Consider the following 18769-nt stretch of genomic DNA (forward strand, 5'->3'; position numbering starts at 1 on the left):
AGTGCGGGGGGCCGCCACGCGCACCAGCCTGGAGAGTGCCCCCATGTCCTGCAAGACCCTCTACATCACCCTGCGCCGCCTGATGGGTACGCGCGATGTCACCGCCCTGCGCAGCCAGCTGTGGGTGCATGGCCCAGTGCTGTTTGCCCGTTCGCTGGCGCTGGGCTCGCCACGCGTGGTGGCCGACGTCCTTTCGTTGCTGCCGATCAGCGAGCGCATCAGCGTCCTGCGCCATCTGCCCTACCCCCTCCGCGACGCGATGAAGCCGCTGTGCATCGGCGGCAGCCAGCGCCTTCGCATGCAGCCCTGGTCGCCTGACGTACTGGCCCTGCGCTCCGCCTGAACGGCGACGCGACGCCCTGCCCCTGCGTGCCGGTCCTGCGCCGGCCCCATCAAGGAGTTCCCCATGAGCCTGCTCAATGCCTGGTTCAACGCTTTCCTGCGCAGCCGGCGCGCCGGCAACCTGTTCCGGCGCCGGGCGATGCCCGAAGCCGGCTTCGGTCCCGGCAACAGCGGGAGCGTACCGTTCAACCTCACCGCCGGACTGGTCACCCTGGCGCAGCTCGATGAAGCGCACCTGCTGAGCAGGCTGAACTCGCACGCCGATGGCCTGGGCCAGCACGAGGCGGACGAACGGCTGGCTGCCCTCGGCCCGAACGAAGTCGATCACGAAAAGCCGCTGCCGTGGTGGCGCCACCTGTGGCAGTGCTACCGCAATCCGTTCAACCTGCTGTTGACCGTGCTGGCAGCGGTCTCGTGGCTGACGGAGGATGCGAAGGCCACGGTGGTGATCGGCGCGATGGTGCTGTTGTCCACCCTGATCCGCTTCGTCCAGGAAGGGCGTTCCAACCGCGCCGCTGAACGGCTGAAGGCACTGGTGGGGAATACGGCACGTGTACTGCGGCGCACCCCTGGAACGGAAGCGGCAGACCTGGCCGATCAGTACTTCGGTGCGCACCTGCACAGCCGGCGTCCCTCACGGCTGCTGGACCTGCCGATCCGCGAGCTGGTACCCGGCGATCACATCGTACTCTCGGCCGGCGACATGATTCCGGCCGACTGCCGGGTGCTGTCGGCCAAGGATCTGTTCGTGGCCCAGGCGGCCATGACCGGGGAATCACTGCCGGTGGAGAAGTTCGCCCATCCGGGCGATGCGCAGGCCGGCCTGCTCGATCAGCACAACCTGCTGTTCATGGGTACCAACGTGGTCTCCGGCACGGCCACCGCGGTGGTACTGGCGACCGGCAACCGCACCTATTTCGGCACTCTGGCCGAGCGCAGCATCGCCAGCGACCGTGCGCCCACGGCCTTCCAGGCCGGGGTCAACAGTGTCAGCTGGCTGCTGATCCGCTTCGCCCTGGTGATGGTGCCGTTCGTGCTGCTGGTCAATGGCTGGACCAAGGGTGACTGGACCGAAGCCTTCCTGTTTGCCCTGTCGGTGGCGGTCGGCCTGACCCCGGAAATGCTGCCGATGATCGTCACCTCCACCCTGGCCAAGGGGGCGGTGCTGCTGTCGCACCGCAAGGTGATCGTCAAGCGCCTGGACGCCATCCAGAACTTCGGTGCCATGGACGTGCTGTGCACCGACAAGACCGGCACGCTTACCCAGGACCGGATCGCCCTGGAACGGCATACCGACGTGTTCGGCCGTGACTCGGAAGACGTGCTGAAGTTCGCCTATCTCAACAGCCACTTCCAGACCGGCCTGATCAATCTGCTGGACCGCGCCGTGCTGGAGCACGTGGAACTGCAGAGCTCGCTGCGCCTGAGCCAGGACTACCGGAAGGTGGACGAGATACCGTTCGACTTCGAGCGCCGCCGCATGTCGGTCGTGGTATCCGAATGCGGGAATCACCATGAGCTGATCTGCAAGGGCGCGGTCGAGGAGATGCTCGCGGTGTGCTCCACCGTGCGCGAGAACGGCCACGACATGCCACTGGACGAACGGCGGCTGGCGCGGGTCCGGCAGACCACCGAGGAACTGAACGAACAGGGCCTGCGGGTTGTGGCGGTGGCGATGAAGGAAACCAGCGTGCAGCAGGCGACCTACACCCAGTCCGACGAATGTGGACTGACCCTGATCGGCTACGTGGCCTTTCTTGATCCGCCCAAGGAATCGGCTGCACAGGCACTGCAGGCACTGGCGATGCATGGCGTCGAGGTCAAGGTGTTCACCGGCGACAACGAACTGGTCACCGCCCGTGTCTGTGCCCAGGTCGGACTCGACGCGGACACGATCCTGACCGGCCCGCAGATCGAACGCATGGGCGATGAAGCGCTGGCACACGCCCTGCAGCACCACCGCGTGTTTGCCCGCCTGACGCCGCTGCACAAGGAGCGACTGGTACGCCAGCTGCGCGCGCAGGGCAAGGTGGTCGGCTTTCTCGGCGACGGCATCAATGATGCGCCCGCGCTGCGCGCCGCCGACATCGGCATCAGCGTCGACAGCGCCGTGGACATCGCCAAGGAAGCGGCCGACATCATCCTGCTGGAAAAGAACCTGATGGTGCTGGAGGAAGGCGTGATCCAGGGCCGGCGCACCTTCTGCAACATGCTCAAGTACATCCGCATGACCGCCAGCTCCAACTTCGGCAACGTGTTCTCGGTGCTGGTGGCGTCCGCCTTCCTGCCGTTCCTGCCGATGCTGCCGCTGCAGCTGCTGGTGCAGAACCTGCTGTACGACGTTTCGCAGATCGCCATTCCGTTCGACAACGTGGACGGGGACCTGGTGCGGCAGCCGCTGAAATGGAACCCGACGGACATCGGCCGCTTCATGGTGTTCTTCGGACCGATCAGCTCGGTCTTCGACCTCAGCTGCTTCGCCCTGATGTGGTATGTGTTCGACGCTCGCACACCCGCCGACCAGGGCCTGTTCCAGTCAGGCTGGTTCGTCGTCGGCCTGCTGACCCAGACCCTGATCGTGCACATGATCCGCACGCCGAAGCTGCCGTTCCTGCAGAGCATCGCCGCGCCACCGCTGCTGCTGATGACGGGACTGATCATGGCTCTGGGCGTGATCCTGCCGATGAGCCCGCTGGCCGCCTACTTCAGGCTGCAGGCACTGCCGGCAGGGTACTGGCCGTTCCTGGTGGCGATCCTGTTCGGCTATGCCGCACTGACCACTGCACTGAAGAAGCTCTACATCCGTCGCTACGGCTGGCAGTAGGCGTTGCCGGCCGTGCCTGGGGAGATCCTGATGTCCGCCATCAACCTGAACCTGCCCGCGTTCAACGCCGGCGCCACGCTCGGCTCGCTGCTGAGCCTGTCCACCGCCTTCGTCCTCGGTGCCGCCATCGGCCTGGAGCGCCAGCTGCGCCAACGTACCGCAGGGCTGCGCACCAACACGCTGGTAGCCGTCGGCGCGGCGGTGTTCGTCGACCTGGCTGTCCGTTTCCACGACCTGTACGGCGGGCCGCCGTCGCCGCTGCACGTGGTCGCCTACGTGATCTCCGGTGTCGGCTTCCTGGGCGCGGGCGCGATCATGAAGGAGGGCGCACAGGTCTCGGGCCTGAACACCGCCGCCACCCTGTGGGGCTCGGCGGCAGTGGGAGCCTGTGCCGGCATCAAGCTGTTGCCGGAGGCGGTGATGGCCACGCTGTTCGTGCTCGCCGCCAACACGCTGCTGCGGCCGGTGGTCAACCGCATCCAGCGGCAGCCCTTGCCGGAGACGTTCAGCGAAGCCGTCTATGCCATCAATGTCGTCTGCCAGCGCGAACAGCAGGCAGAGGTACTGGATCGCCTGCTGCTGTTGCTGGAACAGGCCCAGTACCCCGTGCGCGCGGTGGACCACCATCCCTTCGGCGAGCGCGATGTGGAGATCGAAGCGGTGCTGTATGCCACCACCGCCGATGGCGACGAGCTGGATGCGGTTCTGGCGGCGTTATCCACCACGCCCGGCGTCCTGCAGGGGTTCTGGAATGCCAGCCTGGAGGAGTGACGCGAGATCATCGCGCGCACGTGCAGCGCGGCAGCCGCTGCCGTCCAGGCGCACACGCCCAGCCACAGGAGGCAGAGCCAGCTTTGCTATCCTTTCCATCCCGCCAGGGAGCTGTCCCGATGCCTTCGCTGTCGTCCCGCCGTCCACTGGTGCTGCTGGCCCTGATCGCCTCCGTAGTGGCGATCTTCCTGCTCGACACGTTGACCGACTACGCGGTGGCAGCCGCCTGCTTCTATGCGGCGGTGATCCTGGCAGCCTCGCGGGTGCTTTCGCCGCGCGGATTGCTGCCCCTGGCCGTGGCCTGTGTCGCCCTGACCGGCCTGAGCTTCGTACTGACGCGTTTCGGCACCTACCACATCGGTCTGGTCAATTCGGTGATCGGCATGCTGGTGATCGCCATCACCACCTGGCTGGCGCTGAAAATGGAAGCCGCCAAGGCCGCCGTGCAGGAGGCGCAGGCACGCCTGCTGCGGGTCGCCCGCGCGTCCACCGTTGGTGAGCTGACCACGTCCATCGCGCACGAGGTGAACCAGCCGCTGGCGGCCATTGCCAGCAGCGCCGACGCCTGCCAGCGCTGGCTGGCGCAGGAACCGCCGAATGTTGACAAGGCACGGCAGGCGCTGTCACGCATCCTCGCCGACGCGCATCGTGCCGGCGATGTGATCGCCCGCATCCGCGGACTGACCCGGGGTGCGGCACCCCAGCGCGACACCTTCGACCTGAATCAGGCCGTGGAGGAAATGCTTGCGCTGTCGCGCAGCGAACTCGACCAGCATGGGGTGACCGTGGCCCTGCTGCTGGAGCCGGACCTGCCGCCGGTGCAGGCCGACCGCGTGCAGGTGCAGCAGGTGATCGGCAACCTGATTCTCAATGCCGTCGATGCGATGGAAGGCGTAGCGGTGGCCGAACGCCGGCTGTCACTGCTGAGCCGGCGCGACGGGCAACGGATCACCCTGAGCGTGCGCGACCGTGGCATCGGCCTGCCGGCGGAACAGCCGGAGCGCGTGTTCGAGGCGTTCTGGACCACGAAGTCGAGCGGACTCGGCCTGGGCCTGAGCTTGAGCCGCTCCATGATCGAGGCCAATGACGGCCACATCCGCGCGGAACGCGTTGCCGGCGGTGGCGCCTGCTTCGTGTTCGACCTGCCTGTTGCCATCGGGGACCGCCATGCGTAGACCCGCTGCACCGGCCGTCGAGCCGGCGCCCATCGTGTACGTGATCGACGATGATCCCTCGGTGCGCGCGGCGCTGGAGGATCTGCTGGCCTCGATGGGCCTGCAGGTACGGGGCTTCGCGTCCACCCAGGCGTTCCTCGAACAACCGCTGCTGGATGCGCCCGCTTGCCTGGTGCTGGATGTGCGCATGCCGGGCCAGAGCGGCCTGGAATTCCACCGCGGCATGCGCCAGCGTGGCCTGCACCTGCCGGTGGTGTTCATCACCGGCCACGGTGACATCGCGATGGGTGTCAACGCGATCAAGGACGGTGCGATCGAGTTCCTGACCAAGCCCTTCCGCGACCAGGAACTGTTGGATGCGATCCACAAGGGCATCGGCATCGATCGCCAGCGCCGCCGCGAAGGCGACGAACTGGGCGCCCTCCAGCAGCGCTGGGAGTCGCTGTCGGCCGGCGAGCGCGACGTGGTGGATGGCGTGGTCCGGGGCCGGCTCAACAAGCAGATCGCTGCGGACCTGGGCGTCAGCGAGATCACGGTGAAGGTGCGCCGCGCCCAGGTGATGCGCAAGATGGGCGCGCGCACGCTGGTCGACCTGGTCCGCCTGTACGACCGGCTGCGGGCCGGGCTGGACTAGCCTTATGGGAGCCATGAAATCTATGCGGAACGCGGCCGACGAGGCCCATGCTAGTTTCTGCGCCTCCTCCCAGCGAACCTTCACGATGCGCTCTTTCCTGCCTGCCCTCGTCCTTGCCGTGGCGGTCCCGCCGCTACATGCAGCAGAGCCGCCCCTGCCCCAGCTGCGGGCCTACACGGTGGATGCTTCATGGCTGCAGCCGATGAGGCCGCTGCAGATCGCCGACCATACCTGGCAGATCGGCACCGAAAACCTGACCGCACTGCTGGTACAGACCGACGACGGCGCGGTGCTGATCGATGGCGGCATGCCGCAGATGGCCGATCACCTGCTGGCCAACCTGCAGCAGCGCGGCGTCGCACCGCAGCAGCTGCGCTGGATCCTGCTCAGCCATGCCCATGCCGACCACGCCGGTGCGGTGGCCGAACTCAAGCGCCGCACCGGCGCGCAGATCGCCAGCAACGCCGAAACGGCCGTCCTGCTGGCGCGCGGGGGCAGCAACGATCTGCACTTCGGCGATGACATCACCTTCCCTCCGGCCAATGCCGACCGCATCCTGATGGACGGCGAGGTCGTGTCGCTGGGCGGAATGCACTTCACCGCGCATTTCATGCCGGGTCACACACCGGGCAGCACCGCCTGGACCTGGAACGACACCCGCGATGGCAGGCCGGTACGCATCGCCTATGCGGACAGCCTCAGTGCGCCGGGCTACCGGTTGCAGGGCAATCCCCGCTATCCGCACCTGATCGAGGACTATCGCCGCAGCTTCGCGACCGTGCGCCGCCTGCCCTGCGACGTGCTGTTGACCCCGCATCCTGGCGCCAGCGGCTGGGACTATGCCGCAGGCGCCAAGGCCAGTGCTGCAGCGATGCGCTGCAGCGCCTACGCGGATTCAGCCGAGCGCAGTTTCGAGGCACAGCTGGCCAGGGAACGCGACAACGCGCACTGAAGCCGTGGCGGCCTGTGAGCCGCCACAGCAGCAGCGACCCTCAGCCGCCCTGGCCGTGGTGGGCGAACGGCTCGGTGCTGCCGTCACCGCGCACCAGTTCCACCGTGTACGGCTGCACATAACCGTCGGGCATCTCCATGCCGGGCGAACCGGCCGGCATGCCCGGCAGCACCAGTCCACGCGCCGCAGGACGCTCCTTCAGCAGCCGCTTGATGTCCTCGGCCGGAACATGCCCCTCCACCACATAGCCGTCGATCTCGGCGGTATGGCAGGACCCCTTGCCGACCGGCACACCCAGGCGCTGCTTGATCGGGTTCATGTCATCGGTATCCCGTACGTCCACCGCGAAGCCCGCGGCCTGCAGGTGTTCGACCCAGACGCCACAGCAACCGCAGCTGGCGGTCTTGTGGACGATGGCGGTCGGCAGCTGCGCATCGGGGACGGAGGCGGCATCGGCCGCTGCGTGGGCATGGCCCGGCGCCGCGGCCACCTCTTCGGCTGCACGGGCGCAGCCGGCGCCGGACAGAATGCTGGCCAGCAGCAGGCCGAGAGAGAGAGAACGGTTCATCGTGTTGGTTCCTTTGTGCATGCGGGCGGAACGCCCGCGACCCACGCATCGAAGGCGCGGGAAAATCGGGAATGGGACAGGCAGGACAACAGGCGGCTGGCGCCTGCAGGCCATCACACGATGGGAGGTCGCAACGCGTCGGTCAGGGGCGGCGGCACAGGCCGTCGTGCAAGGGCAGTGCGTGGCGCCTCACGCCAGGGTGTGATCGCCACGGCGGAAGAGGTCGCAGGCACGCCGGTACACGCGGGAGGGCACGGACACTCACTGGCTGCGCAGTCGCCCGATGATCGATCGCCGCAGCATCCGGCCCGATCCACGGCCGTCTCATGCGACGCGGCGCAGTACTCCGTGTCGCCCTGTCCACCGTCGCCCGATGCAGCCCGCGCCAGCCCCGGTGCGGTCAGCACCAGGGCAACGAGCAACAGCCAGCGCAGCAGGAGAGCAGCAGCATTCATCGCAGGCATCATAGCCGATGGGCGTGGCAGGCTGGGCCGCCGCCCGACCCTATGCGGTGTCCGCGTTGCCTGTGTCTGCCCGCATGCGTACCGGAATCGACTTCGCCGCAGGCGTGCCGCTGAGGCGATCGTAGTAGTCCAGCGGCAGCAGCGCATTCAACTCAGGGTAGTAGCCCGCCAGCGCGCCCCGTGGCATGGGGTAGTCGAGCACGGTCAGCCCGTCGATGCGACGCCGCACGCCATCTGCGCTGAGCGTCTCCAGGCTGACCCGCGCCTCCTTCTCCAGACCGCGTGCCAGCCGGTCTTCGATGTTCATGAACACCACCCTGCGATCGTTGTACACGCCGCGATAGCGATCGTTGTAGCTGTAGATGGTGGTGTTGAACTGGTCGTGCGAACGCACCGTGGCCAGTCGCAGCATGTCAGGATCATCCACCGGATCATCCACATCCAGGCCCGGCATCACCAGGATGTTGGCCTTGCCGTTGGCGGTGGGCCACACCCGGCGGCGCGGTGCAATGTCCAGATGGAAGCCGTGCGGCTGCCGGATGCGCTCATTGAAGCCTGCATAGATCTGCGGGTACACGGCAGCGATCAGGTCACGGATCCGCGCATAGTCATGCCTGCAACCTGCCCAGTCGACCCTGCTGTCCGGCAGCGTCGCCATCGCCATGCGACAGACGATCTCGACCTCCGGCAGCAGCTGGTCGCTGGCCGGCTCAAGAACACCGCGCGATGCGGTCACGTTCGACATCGCATCCTCGATCGTCACGAACTGCTCGCCTGCGGGCGTGACGATACGTTCCGAGCGCGCCACTACCGGCAGGATCAGCGCATCGCGGCCATGCACCAGGTGCCCGCGGTTGAGCTTGGTGGCGATACCCACCGTCAGCTGCAGGCTGCGCATGGCTTCGTAGGCCCGGGGCGTGTCCGGCACGGCATGGATGAAATTGCCGCCCAGCCCGACGAACACCCTGGCGCTGCCATCGAGCATGGCCTCGATCGACTCGACCACATGATGCCCGTGCTCCCGCGGCGGATTGAAACCGAACACCTCCTGCAGGCGATCCAGATACGCTGCCGCCGGCTTCTCGTCGATGCCGACGGTACGATCGCCCTGCACGTTGGAATGACCCCGGATCGGGCCGATCCCCGCCCCCGGCTTGCCGAAGTTGCCGCGCAGCATCAGCAGATTGGCGACCTGCTGCAGCAGCCGCGAACCATACTGGTGCTGGGTCAGGCCCATGCCATAGCAGATCACCGTGGCATTGGAGCGGATGTAGATCTCGGCGCAGCGCCGGATCTGCGCCTCCGAGATGCCCGAGACCCTGACGATGTCGTCCCAGTCCTGCGCCATCACGTCCGCGCGCAAGGCCTCCAGGCCGACCGTATGTTCATCCAGGAACCGATGGTCGAGCACGCGCTGGCCCTGTGCCTCTCGCTCGAACATCACCTTCATCATGCCTTTGATCAGCGCCAGGTCACCGCCGATGCGGATATGCACGAATTCGCTGCTGATCTCGGTGGAGCCGAAGGTCACCATCTGCACCACATCCTGCGGCTCGGCAAACCGGATCAGGGCGCGCTCGGGCATCGGGTTGACCGCCACGATCGGCACGCCGCGCCTGCGCGCCTTGACCAGGTTGCCCATCATCCGCGGCGAATTGGTGCCGGTGTTCTGGCCGATCACGAAGATCGCCTCGGCGTGCTCGAAATCCTCCAGGACGATGGTGCCCTTGCCCACACCGATGGAAGGTGGCAGGCCACGGCTGGTCGGCTCGTGGCACATGTTCGAACAATCGGGGAAGTTGTTGGTGCCGAACTCGCGTACGAAGATCGAATACAGGAACGCCGCCTCGTTCGGCGTGCGGCCCGACGTGTAGAACTCGGCCTGATGCGGGCTGTCCAGTGACCGCAGGTGACGGCCGATGAGTGCGAACGCCTCGTCCCAGCTGCATGGCACATAGTGGTCGGTGGCTGCGTCGTAACGCATCGGCTCGGTCAGCCGCCCCTGCATTTCCAGCCAGTAGTCGGTCCGCTCCATCAGCTCGCTGACGGTATAACGCGCGAACAGCTCGCGATCCGCGCGGAACCGGGTCGCCTCCCAGGCCAGTGCCTTGGCCCCGTTCTCGCAGAACTCCAGTTTCCTGCGCTCGTCGGCGTCGGGGAAGGCGCAGCTGGGACATTTGAAGCCAGCGGGCTGGTTCATCGCCAGCAGTGCCCTGGAGCCGTTGCCGATCACGCTCTGCTGCAGCAGAACCCGGGCGGTGGCGCCGGCCGCACCCCAGCCGCCTGCGGGCTGGTTGTAGGGCTTGTAACGGGGTGGTTTCTGCTCGGACATGTTCGAAGACCTGGCGCCAGGAGACGAGACTGCGAAGGGCACGACAGACAGAGTCAAGCACGCCCGGGACCGCTTCGCCAGAGCCGCCCCGAATCTTCCGGCGCGCCCCCTCCGGGTCAACGGAGTCTGCTGCATTGCCACGGACGCACTGCGCTATCCTCGGGGCGTGGGCCAGCAGCCCATGACACGCTCACTCTGTCCGGACACTCTACATGGCTGACTCGCCCCCGCCGCCCTCTCCGCCTGCCGGCACCGCGCAGCGCACGTTGCAGCGCTGGCGCGAGGGAGGGCTGCAGGTGCAGGCGCAGGCCGACGTGGTCGCCGAAGAGGTGCCGGTAGCGCTGCACTACAACGGCACCGTGTTCGCCGTGATGATGGCCACGCCCTGTGACCTGGAGGACTTTGCGCTCGGTTTCTCGCTCAGCGAGGGCTTGATCACCACGCCGACGCAGCTGCTCTCGATCGATGTGGCGCCGCAGCTGGAAGGCATCGAACTGCGGATGACGGTTGCCGCCGAGGCACCGGGCGCCGGTCTGGATCCGGCCGATGGCCGCCTGCTGCCCGGCCGTGGCGGCTGCGGCCTGTGCGGAACACGGCAGCTCGAGGATGTGCTGCGGCCCCTGCCCCCGGTACGCGAACGACGGACCTACGCGCCGGCGGCCCTGCAGCGGGCACTGGCCACGCTGTCGCAGCACCAGCCGATGAATGCGGCCAGCGGCTCCACCCACGCGGCCGCCTGGGCCGACGCCAACGGGCGCATCGGCTGGGTGCGCGAGGACGTGGGCCGCCACAATGCACTGGACAAGCTGATCGGCGCCCTGCATCACAACGAGCACGCCATCGACGGTGGACTGCTGCTGATTTCCAGCCGGGCCAGCTACGAGATGGTCAGCAAAGCAGTGCGCGCCGGTGCCAGCGTACTGGCCGCCGTGTCCGCGCCAACGGCGTTGGCGATCGATCTGGCGCGCAGCGCAGGGCTGTGCCTGGTCGGCTTCGCCCGCGGCAGTGGATTCAATGTGTACACCCATCCAGAGCGGTTGCGGCCGGAAGACATGCCAACGGCATGAACGCGGCCATGGCGGGACCCGCCATCGTCAGTGGGCAACCCCCATCATCGGCCGGGTGACAACAGGCCCGCGATGCGCTCGGCCACCTGGGCGCGCACCGCGTCGTCCAGCTGTCCTTCGTACATGGCCTCGTAGATCCACAGCCCATCGGCCGCCAACCGTGCCACGAAATTGTCCAGCGCCGCAGGATCAACCACGCCGGCCGGCGGCGGCGATGGCGCCCAGCGCTGCACGGCCGGGCTCCACGGCCGCTCACCGGCCTCCGGGTCCACCGATTCGAGCATGAACATCAGCTCGGCGCGCGTCGCGCTCTGCGCCGACACGCGGACGAAGGTCTGATAGCGCTCGAGCGCCGTGGCCTCGCTGGCACGCTTGCCGAGCAGCGCTTCCATCGATGCCTCCCAGTTGTGCACCAGGTGCTCGTCGATGCCGCGCAGCAGTGCCTCGCGCGACGGGAAGTGATACAGCAGGCCGCCGCGCGTGAGGCCGGCTTCTGCCGCCACCGACTCGAAGGTCACCGCGCGCACGCCGTCTCGATTGATCACGTTGACGGCGGCATCGAGGATGCGCTGGCGCTTGCTGGTTCTCATCCCACTACTTTACGCGATCGGCCGCTCCCTCGCGGCTCCCCGCCCGCCCCCGCAGCAGGCGCGCGATCAGCGCTGCACCCACGGCCAGCACCGCGGTGATGACCAGCAGTACGATCTGGTAGCTGCGGTCATAGGCGGCGGTGGCGCCGGCGAACCACTCGCCCGGGCCGGCTTCGCGGGCGACCTGCTGCGCCTGGGCAAATCCTTCCCGCGCCAGTGCCGGAACATCCGCCGATACCGGCAGGAAGGCGCCGTACATCGCTGCGCCCAGGCTGCCCAGCATCGCCACCGCCAGCAGGCCGCCGAATTCGTAGGAGACCTCCTCCACGGAGGACGCCATGCCCGCACGGTGCGCAGGCACGTTGTTGAGGATGGCGGTGGATGCGACCGAGATTGCCGAGCCCATACCGAACCCGGTGATCGCCATGCCGGCGACGACCCAGCCCAGTCCGTGCGGAAAACCGAACGCGACCACGCCCACTCCCAGTGCCCCCGCGGCCAGTCCGCCGCAGATCAGCGGACGCAGGCCGACGCGGTGCAGGATGCTGCCGCCGAGCAGCGCGCTGGGCAGGCTGCCCAGCGCCGCCACCGATACCAGCAGGCCCGCCTGCAATGGCGTGAATCCGGCGACCAGCTGGAAACGCTGGGTGGTCAGCAGTTGCAGGCCCGCCATCGCAAACAGGGTGAACACCGCAGACAGCGTACCGGCCAGGAATGCCGGATTGCGGAAGATCGCGAAGTCCAGCAGTGGATGCGGCAGGCGCTGCTGGCGGCGGGCAAACGCGGCGCCCGCCGTCAGCGCCAGCACCGATGCCGCCGCGCCGAGGCCATAGGAAGGCGGCGTGGCGATCAGCGATTTGATCGCCAGCACCAGCCCCGACAGCGCCGCCAGCGCCAGCAGCGAGGACAGCAGATCCCACGGCCGGGACGTGTCGCGCTGCCCCTCCGGCGCCAGCAGCAGCGTCGCGACGAAGGCCACGATCACCACCGGCACGTTGACCAGGAACACCGATCCCCACCAGAAATGCTGCAGCAGCCAGCCACCGATGATCGGTCCGAGTGCGGCGCCGACGATCGCCACCGAGCCCCAGATCGCGATGGCGATGTTGCGCTCACGCTCTTCATGGAAGCTGAGGCCGATCAGCGCGAGCGTGGCCGGCATCATCGCCGCGGCGCCCATGGCGAGCAGCGCACGGGCAGCGATCAACTGCGCTGCGGTGACAGAGAACGCTGCCGCCAGCGAAGCCACGCCGAAGACCACCAGGCCGATCAGGAACATGCGACGGTGACCGATGCGGTCGCCCAGCGTGCCCGCACCGAGCAGCAGGCCAGCCATCACCAGTGGATAGGCATTGATGATCCACAGCGCCTGACCCGCGCTGGCGGAAAGTTCTGCCGTCAGCGTGGGCAGCGCCGTGTACAGCACCGAGTTGTCCAGCGTCACCAGCAGCAGGCCGGCGGCCACCGTGAACAACAGCGACCAGCGCCGGGCACGGGACAGGGCCGGAGCATCGGCCAAGGACTGGGACAAGGCCATGGGGAACAAACCTGGGCAAGAAGGTTCCACTAACTATACCGGATATCCTGTATAGTTATAGCACTACAGCGACACGTTCAGGTTTCGACCCAGGCGCTGTTCAGCCCCGGCAGGCGCCGCTGGTGCTACCTGCAGTCCACCGGCAACGCCGCCACCGCCGCGACCACCTGTTCCTGCATGCCCTGCCCCACGGCCATGTCGAGTTCGCCCGCGATGTCACCGTGCTGGCGCCGCAGCTCGTCCTCGCACAGGCTGCGCACCCGGGCCCGCGCGTTCGCCCGCAGCGACGCACAGCGCCAGTCCGCGTCGCCGAGCGGCAGTACCGAATAAACCACGCTGTTGCATGCGTTGGAGGCCCGCTCGCGCAGCGTATGCCCACCGAAATCCCGCGGCGCCCTGCTGCGCGTGGGATCGAAGTAGCTGTCCGGGAAGGTGCGAGCATACTGCTCGATATCGACGTGCAGCACGCGGCCACCGGCCGCTGCGAGGGGCAGCGGATCCGTGCAGCGGGCACTGTCGGCGCGGTGCTGGATGTAACGGTAGATGGGACGGTCAAGGCCTGGATCCTCCGCAGTCACCGCACTCACCGCGGCCAGTACCGGCAGCGCGGCACGGTTGGCCATGCGCGCGAGCAGCCCTGCCTCTGCCGGCCGGCAGCGGTCGCGCAGGGTTGCCACCAGCAGGAATGCCACGTCGTTGCGGAAGGCCGCATCGTCCCCCATCCGCCGCTCGATCCGTTGCCGCATCTCATCGGTGGGCGCCACGGAAGTGGCCTGCGGCGGCTGCGGCTGCGCTGTCCGCAGGTACAGCCACCCGACCGCCGTGACCGTCACCGCCAGCAGCGCCATCGCCAGTAGTGGACGCCCGCGCATCAGTTGTGGATCGGCGTCAGTGTGGCGGCCGCCACATCGTAGGAAGCGCTGGCGATGTCGGCGTCGAAGCGCTTGACCTGCACCCGCCCGGCGAGTCGATAGGGGTCCCACAGCGCACCCAGCGTGATCGGCGTGGCCAACGTCACGTGGATCATCTGGTTCGGCGGTGGTGGGGGTACATGGATGCAGGCACCATAGAACGGGACGAACAGCACCTCGTCCACGCGTCCATCGTCGGTGGTGCCCAGGGGCACGACGTAACCGTCCAGGTCCACCGCACGTCCATCCACCGATGCCACCACGCGCGAAGAGCCGAACTGCCGGGCGCGCTCCGGACGGGAGTGGTCGATCGCCTGACCGGGCGGCGTGCCGGCGCCGCTGTCGTCAATCAGGCCACCGACGCCGGCCATGCCGTCGCGTGACAGGCCGATCTGCGGCGGCGGTCGCTGGAAACGGTCCTCGTCCGGCATCAGGGCGTCCCAGCGGTCGATCGGGCGTGCCGACGGAGACGGCGCCGCCGCCGGCAACGGTGCAGGGTGCTGTCCGGCACCGTCGGGCACGCGGGCGCATCCGGCCAGCAGCGCGCAACCAGCGAGCCATGCAAGGCAATCACGGCGCATAGGGTTTCAGCCGTGCATCGCGCATGCTGTAGGCAGAGCCTGCCAGCTCATCGTCCAGGCGCTCGGCGTGCAGGTTTCCGGCCAGGAAGAACGGCGCGTACATGTCAGGCATCTCGATTGCCCGGTCCAGTACCACGTGCACGATCTGGTTCGGCGGCGGTGGTGGCACATGGATGCAGGCGCCGTAATACGGGACGAACAGGAATTCACTGAGCCGTCCTTCCGCAGTGCTGGCCAGCGGCACCACGTAGCCCGGCAGGCGCACCGGGCGCTGCAGCACGGCGTCGACGGTGCGGAACGTGCCGAACTGCGGCATGCGTCGGCTGCCGTTGTGTTCCACCTCAGGGCCTTCGCCACGTTCCAGCGCCGCCAGCTCGTCGGCGGGCATCATCTGCAGCCAGTCCAGCTCCTGCTCTTCCACGGTCGCTGCGCCCTGATCCGCCACCGGTGGCGGCAGCGCCTGCACGCCGGTGTCGACCGGCCGCTCGCAGGCAACCAGCATCAGCAACACTGGCAAGCCACCCAGCCGGCGCATGCTCATCCCGGCGACGCCAAACCGTCGGCGAGCGTGCGCCGGTAGGCCAGCGCGGCCGGCACCAGGCCCGCCACGGCGCTGACCAGCAGCAGGCCCGCCACCCAGCCCAGCTCGCGCGCATCCGGCCAGACGTGGGTGATCGACAGGCCATACTGCGCCAGCGCCCAGCTGCGTCCCACGGCACTGGCCAGCACCAGCGCCGCCAGTGCCAGCCCGCACGCCAGCGCGCTGGTCGCCACCGCCTCCACCACCAGCAGGCCGGCGATGTAGCGCGGACGCGCGCCGACCGCGCGCAGCACCGCCATCTCGCGGCGCCGCTCCTGCAGGGTTGATACCAGCAGCGCCACCAGCGAGACCATTCCCAGCAGCACCACCATCGCGCTGATCAACCGCAGTGCCCGCTCGGCCGTGCCCAACGATTGCCACAACTGCTGCAGGGTGACGCCCGGCAGGATCGCCAGCATCGCCTCCTCCGGATAGTCGTTGATCGTGCGCTGCACGGAGAACGTCGCGATGCGGGTATTCAGGCCAAGCATGAAGGCGGTGATGCTGGTCGGGGTCAGATCAAGCCGCCGCGCCTGCTCCGCGCTGACATGCTGGCCGGGCAGCTGCACGCCGGAACGCCAGTCGATGTGGATGGCTTCGATCGCCGGCAGCGATACCAGTACCGACGCATCCACCGGTGTTCCGGTGCGCTGCAGGATCCCCACCACGCGGAACGGCTTGTCGGCATGCGTGGCCAGGGGCACCGCCCCGGTGCCATGCGCCAGCACGATCGGGTCGCCCGGCGTGATGTTCTGCGCCTGCGCCACCTCCGCGCCGATCACCGCATCGTACAGGTCCGAGAAGGGCCCGCCCTGTGCGAAGACCAGTTCATGACCGGCACCGTAGCGGTAATGCTCGAAGTAGCCGCCGGTGGTGCCGACCACGCGGTAGCCCCGCCAGGAATCGCCCAGCGAGAGCGGCACCGACCACTTCACCTGCGGCAGCGCCGACAGCGCCTGATAGGACTGCCAGGAGACATTGTTGGTTGGATCACCGATATGGAACACCGAATAGAGCAGCAGGTTCACCGGTCCGGAGCGCGCACCCACGATCAGATCGGTTCCGGACACTGTGCTGGCAAAACCTTCATGCGCCTGCGTGCGGACCCGCTCCACGCCCAGCAGCAGAGCCACGCTGAGGGCGATCACCAGCACCGTGAGGGCAACACTGAGCGCGCGGCTGCGCAGGCTGGCCCAGGCAAGTTCAAGCATGGGCAGCTCCGGCATGATTGATCTCGGCCAGGACGATGACCCGGTCGAACAGAGGCTGCAGGCTTTCATCGTGGCTGACCACCAGCGCGGTGGTGCCGCAGGCCTGGCATTGCCGGGTCATCAGGCGCACGAACGCGTCCGCCGCGTGCCGGTCCAGTGCCGAGGTGGGCTCGTCGGCAAGCAGCACCTGCGGCCGCCCGATCAGTGCGCGTGCTGCTGCCACGCGCTGCTGCTGGCCGACACTGAGCCTGCCCGCCGGACGGCCCATCAGCGTCGGGTCGATCTGCAGGGACTGCAGCAGCCGTGCGATCTCCTCGTCCAGCGCTGCGCCGACGCGCTGCCTGCGCAGCCGCGAGAAGCGCAGACCCAGCGCGATGTTCTCGCGCACGCTGAGGAACGGCAGCAGGTTGAACTGCTGGAAGATCACGCCCAGCTGGTCGGCACGGAAGCGGTCGCGGGCCGGACCGTTCATCGCATGCAGGGAGTGTCCGGCGACGTCGACCCGGCCCTGGCGAGCGCGCAGCACGCCGGCCAGCACACCCAGCAGGGTGCTTTTGCCACCGCCACTGGCACCGCGCAGCAGCACGCTGCTGCCCGCATCGACGCGCAATGCCGGAATCTCCAGTACCGGGCGATCGCCGTAGGCGAAGCGCAGGTCCTGCACATCGATGACCGCCGCACTCACGGCGCAAGTACCACGCGCAGAGTCTCGGCGGTCAGCACGTGCCGTCCCTGTCCGGCGGGCGTGGTGCTGTTGACGATGACCTCATGCAGGCCAGGGAACAGCACCGGCAGGCGGACCACCAGCACCCGCAGCGCGGACGGATGCGCGCACTGGAAACGCAGTCCGGCACTGAAGCCGGCATGGCCGTGGTGCCCGGCGTCGCGCATCGGGTCTGCAGCGAATCCGTCGGCGGCCACGCTGCTGGCGGCAAGGCGGCACTGGGCCGCAGTCGGCAGGGTGACCCATGCGCCTTCCTTCAGCAGTGCCTTCGCACGTGCGAGCGCGGCGCGCTCCTGCGGGGTGGCGGGCGGTCGCTCGAAATCGAGCAGGCCGATACCGGGGGCCTGCATTGCCAGGTCCAGTGTTCCCCGTTCGAGCGCCACATCGACCGTGGCCTGGCCATGCACATGCGCGCCCTGCTGGCGCACCTCATGGGCGTGGGCGGACGCCGCAGAAAGCAGCAGCAGAAACGTGGCGGGAAGCTTCATGAGGGCACCGTTAGTGTTACTATGTAACATTATGGACCACATCCCCACCGTTCCTGCAAGGGGTCTGCCACAGCCGCCAGCATCGGCACGCTGGCATCCCCGTTTCGATCTGGCCGGCGCAGGGCTGTCATTGGCCTGCGCAGCGCACTGCATCGCGCTGCCGCTGCTGCTGGCCTTCGTCCCGGCGGCCATGATGGCGTTGCGCTCGTTCCAGCACCCCGGCCATGCCCTGATGACCACCCTGCTGCTGATGTCACGCTGGGAGTGGGCGTTCGCGTTGCTCGCCTCGCTGCTGGCGCTGGCCAGCACCGCTGCGGGCCTGCGCCGGCACCGCCACTGGCTGCCGATGCGGCTGGCCCTGGCTGGGGCTGGCCTGCTGTTGTCCGCATCGCTGTATCCACCGCTGAAGGAATCGCTGCTCTGGCACGGCATGGCCACCGCCTGCGGCGGTGGGCTGCTGGCGATGGCCCACCTGTGCAACCGCCGCGCCCTGCGTGCCTGCCCACGCGCGCGCCGATGATGGGAAGGGCGGGTCGGCCCGGCACCGGCCAACCTGACAGATCGGTAATGTCCGGGTCAGGGCCACGAAAAGTGCCCGCCGTCAGCCTGAGCGCCCCATTCCTGCAGGCACCCACCATGTCGTCTTCGCTGCGCCGCTCCGCCGCTCTGCTCCTGCTGCTGCCGGGCGTCGCCGCCGCTCCGCTGGCCCTTGCACACCCCAGCCTGGTGAAGGCAACGCCCGCCGCCGATGCCAGCGTCGCCCCTGCCAACCGCATCGAGCTGACCTTCAGCGAGCGGGTGATGCCGCGCGCCACCCGCATCGAACTGAGCATGGCCCATGGCCGCACCCTGATGGCGATGCCTGCCCTTTCCCAGCAGGTGTCGGACGATGGTCACCGGCTGGTCGTGAGTTTCGCCAAGCCGCTGCCTGCCGGAGACTATCGCCTGCAGTGGCGCGCCGTCGGCCAGGACAGCCACCCCGTCACCGGCGACTATCGTTTCAGCGTGAAGTAAGCTG

19 protein-coding genes are annotated in these 18769 nt (G+C 68.1%); 9 read left to right on the top strand and 10 right to left on the bottom strand.

Annotated features, from left to right (window positions below; genetic code table 11):
• Window positions 1–43 precede the first annotated feature (43 nt).
• The 6 genes from ACVOKU_RS03985 to blaL1 all read left to right on the top strand — a co-directional run bounded on the left by ACVOKU_RS03985 (window position 44) and on the right by blaL1 (window position 6698).
• Window positions 44–343 (top strand): hypothetical protein, encoded by a 300-nt coding sequence (locus ACVOKU_RS03985; protein WP_065182320.1) that lies wholly within the window; start codon window positions 44–46, stop codon window positions 341–343.
• Between the two features lie 63 nt (window positions 344–406).
• The gene (mgtA, locus tag ACVOKU_RS03990; protein ID WP_481559168.1) at window positions 407–3166 is read left to right on the top strand and encodes a magnesium-translocating P-type ATPase; all 2760 of its coding nucleotides are present in this window, start codon (window positions 407–409) and stop codon (window positions 3164–3166) included.
• Window positions 3167–3196: 30 nt separating this feature from the next.
• Complete coding sequence (locus ACVOKU_RS03995; protein WP_065176105.1) at window positions 3197–3937, top strand: MgtC/SapB family protein; 741 nt, start codon at window positions 3197–3199, stop codon at window positions 3935–3937.
• Window positions 3938–4056: 119 nt separating this feature from the next.
• Window positions 4057–5112, top strand: a complete 1056-nt coding sequence (locus ACVOKU_RS04000) for a sensor histidine kinase (protein ID WP_481559169.1) — start codon at window positions 4057–4059, stop codon at window positions 5110–5112.
• Window positions 5105–5746, top strand: a complete 642-nt coding sequence (locus ACVOKU_RS04005) for a response regulator transcription factor (RefSeq protein WP_065182324.1) — start codon at window positions 5105–5107, stop codon at window positions 5744–5746. The genes ACVOKU_RS04000 and ACVOKU_RS04005 overlap by 8 nt, the downstream gene beginning before the upstream one ends.
• Window positions 5747–5831: 85 nt before the next feature.
• Complete coding sequence (gene blaL1 / locus ACVOKU_RS04010; RefSeq protein WP_065182325.1) at window positions 5832–6698, top strand: L1 family subclass B3 metallo-beta-lactamase; 867 nt, start codon at window positions 5832–5834, stop codon at window positions 6696–6698.
• Window positions 6699–6738: 40 nt separating this feature from the next.
• On the opposite strand, the gene ACVOKU_RS04015 is transcribed toward blaL1, so the two are convergent.
• Entirely contained in the window at window positions 6739–7266 is a 528-nt protein-coding gene (locus ACVOKU_RS04015; RefSeq protein ID WP_193395837.1) for a DUF411 domain-containing protein, read from the bottom strand.
• Window positions 7267–7770: 504 nt separating this feature from the next.
• A complete protein-coding gene (locus tag ACVOKU_RS04020; protein ID WP_481559170.1) occupies window positions 7771–10062 on the bottom strand; it encodes an FdhF/YdeP family oxidoreductase in 2292 nt (763 codons plus the stop codon).
• A gap of 212 nt (window positions 10063–10274) precedes the next feature.
• On the opposite strand from ACVOKU_RS04020, the gene fdhD reads away from it, so the two are divergent.
• Window positions 10275–11129: a formate dehydrogenase accessory sulfurtransferase FdhD gene (gene fdhD / locus ACVOKU_RS04025; RefSeq protein ID WP_065182327.1), complete on the top strand. Its 855-nt coding sequence runs from the start codon at window positions 10275–10277 to the stop codon at window positions 11127–11129.
• A gap of 44 nt (window positions 11130–11173) precedes the next feature.
• On the opposite strand, the gene ACVOKU_RS04030 is transcribed toward fdhD, so the two are convergent.
• From ACVOKU_RS04030 to ACVOKU_RS04065, 8 genes are all read right to left on the bottom strand, one after another.
• Window positions 11174–11719 (bottom strand): TetR/AcrR family transcriptional regulator, encoded by a 546-nt coding sequence (locus tag ACVOKU_RS04030; RefSeq protein WP_065182328.1) that lies wholly within the window; start codon window positions 11717–11719, stop codon window positions 11174–11176.
• A 4-nt stretch (window positions 11720–11723) separates the two neighbouring features.
• Window positions 11724–13256 carry an MFS transporter gene (locus ACVOKU_RS04035; protein WP_053516254.1) on the bottom strand — a complete coding sequence of 511 codons (1533 nt, stop codon included), beginning with the start codon at window positions 13254–13256 and terminating at the stop codon, window positions 11724–11726.
• Between the two features lie 125 nt (window positions 13257–13381).
• Window positions 13382–14128 (bottom strand): hypothetical protein, encoded by a 747-nt coding sequence (locus ACVOKU_RS04040; protein WP_481525808.1) that lies wholly within the window; start codon window positions 14126–14128, stop codon window positions 13382–13384.
• Complete coding sequence (locus ACVOKU_RS04045) at window positions 14128–14748, bottom strand: DUF3299 domain-containing protein (protein WP_065182330.1); 621 nt, start codon at window positions 14746–14748, stop codon at window positions 14128–14130. Before ACVOKU_RS04045 ends, ACVOKU_RS04040 begins: the two co-directional genes overlap by 1 nt.
• The gene (locus ACVOKU_RS04050; RefSeq protein WP_164152801.1) at window positions 14738–15283 is read right to left on the bottom strand and encodes a DUF3299 domain-containing protein; all 546 of its coding nucleotides are present in this window, start codon (window positions 15281–15283) and stop codon (window positions 14738–14740) included. Before ACVOKU_RS04050 ends, ACVOKU_RS04045 begins: the two co-directional genes overlap by 11 nt.
• A 2-nt stretch (window positions 15284–15285) precedes the next feature.
• Entirely contained in the window at window positions 15286–16539 is a 1254-nt protein-coding gene (locus tag ACVOKU_RS04055; RefSeq protein WP_481559171.1) for an ABC transporter permease, read from the bottom strand.
• The gene (locus ACVOKU_RS04060; RefSeq protein ID WP_065182332.1) at window positions 16532–17224 is read right to left on the bottom strand and encodes an ABC transporter ATP-binding protein; all 693 of its coding nucleotides are present in this window, start codon (window positions 17222–17224) and stop codon (window positions 16532–16534) included. The genes ACVOKU_RS04055 and ACVOKU_RS04060 overlap by 8 nt, the downstream gene beginning before the upstream one ends.
• Window positions 17221–17751 (bottom strand): ZrgA family zinc uptake protein, encoded by a 531-nt coding sequence (locus ACVOKU_RS04065; RefSeq protein WP_180875247.1) that lies wholly within the window; start codon window positions 17749–17751, stop codon window positions 17221–17223. Before ACVOKU_RS04065 ends, ACVOKU_RS04060 begins: the two co-directional genes overlap by 4 nt.
• A 31-nt stretch (window positions 17752–17782) precedes the next feature.
• Between ACVOKU_RS04065 and ACVOKU_RS04070 the strand changes: the two genes are divergently transcribed.
• Window positions 17783–18271: a MerC domain-containing protein gene (locus ACVOKU_RS04070; RefSeq protein WP_128989661.1), complete on the top strand. Its 489-nt coding sequence runs from the start codon at window positions 17783–17785 to the stop codon at window positions 18269–18271.
• Between the two features lie 116 nt (window positions 18272–18387).
• Window positions 18388–18765: a copper homeostasis periplasmic binding protein CopC gene (gene copC / locus ACVOKU_RS04075; protein WP_053516266.1), complete on the top strand. Its 378-nt coding sequence runs from the start codon at window positions 18388–18390 to the stop codon at window positions 18763–18765.
• Window positions 18766–18769 lie beyond the last annotated feature (4 nt).

The organism is Stenotrophomonas sp. STEN147 (genome assembly GCF_056757995.1).

What these genes read in the sequence shown, in the direction of transcription:
- ACVOKU_RS03985 (WP_065182320.1), top strand. Translation starts at nt 44, where the DNA reads ATGTCCTGCAAGACCCTCTACATCACCCTGCGCCGCCTGATGGGTACG.
- mgtA (WP_481559168.1), top strand. Translation starts at nt 407, where the DNA reads ATGAGCCTGCTCAATGCCTGGTTCAACGCTTTCCTGCGCAGCCGGCGC.
- ACVOKU_RS03995 (WP_065176105.1), top strand. Translation starts at nt 3,197, where the DNA reads ATGTCCGCCATCAACCTGAACCTGCCCGCGTTCAACGCCGGCGCCACG.
- ACVOKU_RS04000 (WP_481559169.1), top strand. Translation starts at nt 4,057, where the DNA reads ATGCCTTCGCTGTCGTCCCGCCGTCCACTGGTGCTGCTGGCCCTGATC.
- ACVOKU_RS04005 (WP_065182324.1), top strand. Translation starts at nt 5,105, where the DNA reads ATGCGTAGACCCGCTGCACCGGCCGTCGAGCCGGCGCCCATCGTGTAC.
- blaL1 (WP_065182325.1), top strand. Translation starts at nt 5,832, where the DNA reads ATGCGCTCTTTCCTGCCTGCCCTCGTCCTTGCCGTGGCGGTCCCGCCG.
- ACVOKU_RS04015 (WP_193395837.1), bottom strand. Translation starts at nt 7,266, where the DNA reads ATGAACCGTTCTCTCTCTCTCGGCCTGCTGCTGGCCAGCATTCTGTCC.
- ACVOKU_RS04020 (WP_481559170.1), bottom strand. Translation starts at nt 10,062, where the DNA reads ATGTCCGAGCAGAAACCACCCCGTTACAAGCCCTACAACCAGCCCGCA.
- fdhD (WP_065182327.1), top strand. Translation starts at nt 10,275, where the DNA reads ATGGCTGACTCGCCCCCGCCGCCCTCTCCGCCTGCCGGCACCGCGCAG.
- ACVOKU_RS04030 (WP_065182328.1), bottom strand. Translation starts at nt 11,719, where the DNA reads ATGAGAACCAGCAAGCGCCAGCGCATCCTCGATGCCGCCGTCAACGTG.
- ACVOKU_RS04035 (WP_053516254.1), bottom strand. Translation starts at nt 13,256, where the DNA reads ATGGCCTTGTCCCAGTCCTTGGCCGATGCTCCGGCCCTGTCCCGTGCC.
- ACVOKU_RS04040 (WP_481525808.1), bottom strand. Translation starts at nt 14,128, where the DNA reads ATGCGCGGGCGTCCACTACTGGCGATGGCGCTGCTGGCGGTGACGGTC.
- ACVOKU_RS04045 (WP_065182330.1), bottom strand. Translation starts at nt 14,748, where the DNA reads ATGCGCCGTGATTGCCTTGCATGGCTCGCTGGTTGCGCGCTGCTGGCC.
- ACVOKU_RS04050 (WP_164152801.1), bottom strand. Translation starts at nt 15,283, where the DNA reads ATGCGCCGGCTGGGTGGCTTGCCAGTGTTGCTGATGCTGGTTGCCTGC.
- ACVOKU_RS04055 (WP_481559171.1), bottom strand. Translation starts at nt 16,539, where the DNA reads ATGCTTGAACTTGCCTGGGCCAGCCTGCGCAGCCGCGCGCTCAGTGTT.
- ACVOKU_RS04065 (WP_180875247.1), bottom strand. Translation starts at nt 17,751, where the DNA reads ATGAAGCTTCCCGCCACGTTTCTGCTGCTGCTTTCTGCGGCGTCCGCC.
- ACVOKU_RS04070 (WP_128989661.1), top strand. Translation starts at nt 17,783, where the DNA reads ATGGACCACATCCCCACCGTTCCTGCAAGGGGTCTGCCACAGCCGCCA.
- copC (WP_053516266.1), top strand. Translation starts at nt 18,388, where the DNA reads ATGTCGTCTTCGCTGCGCCGCTCCGCCGCTCTGCTCCTGCTGCTGCCG.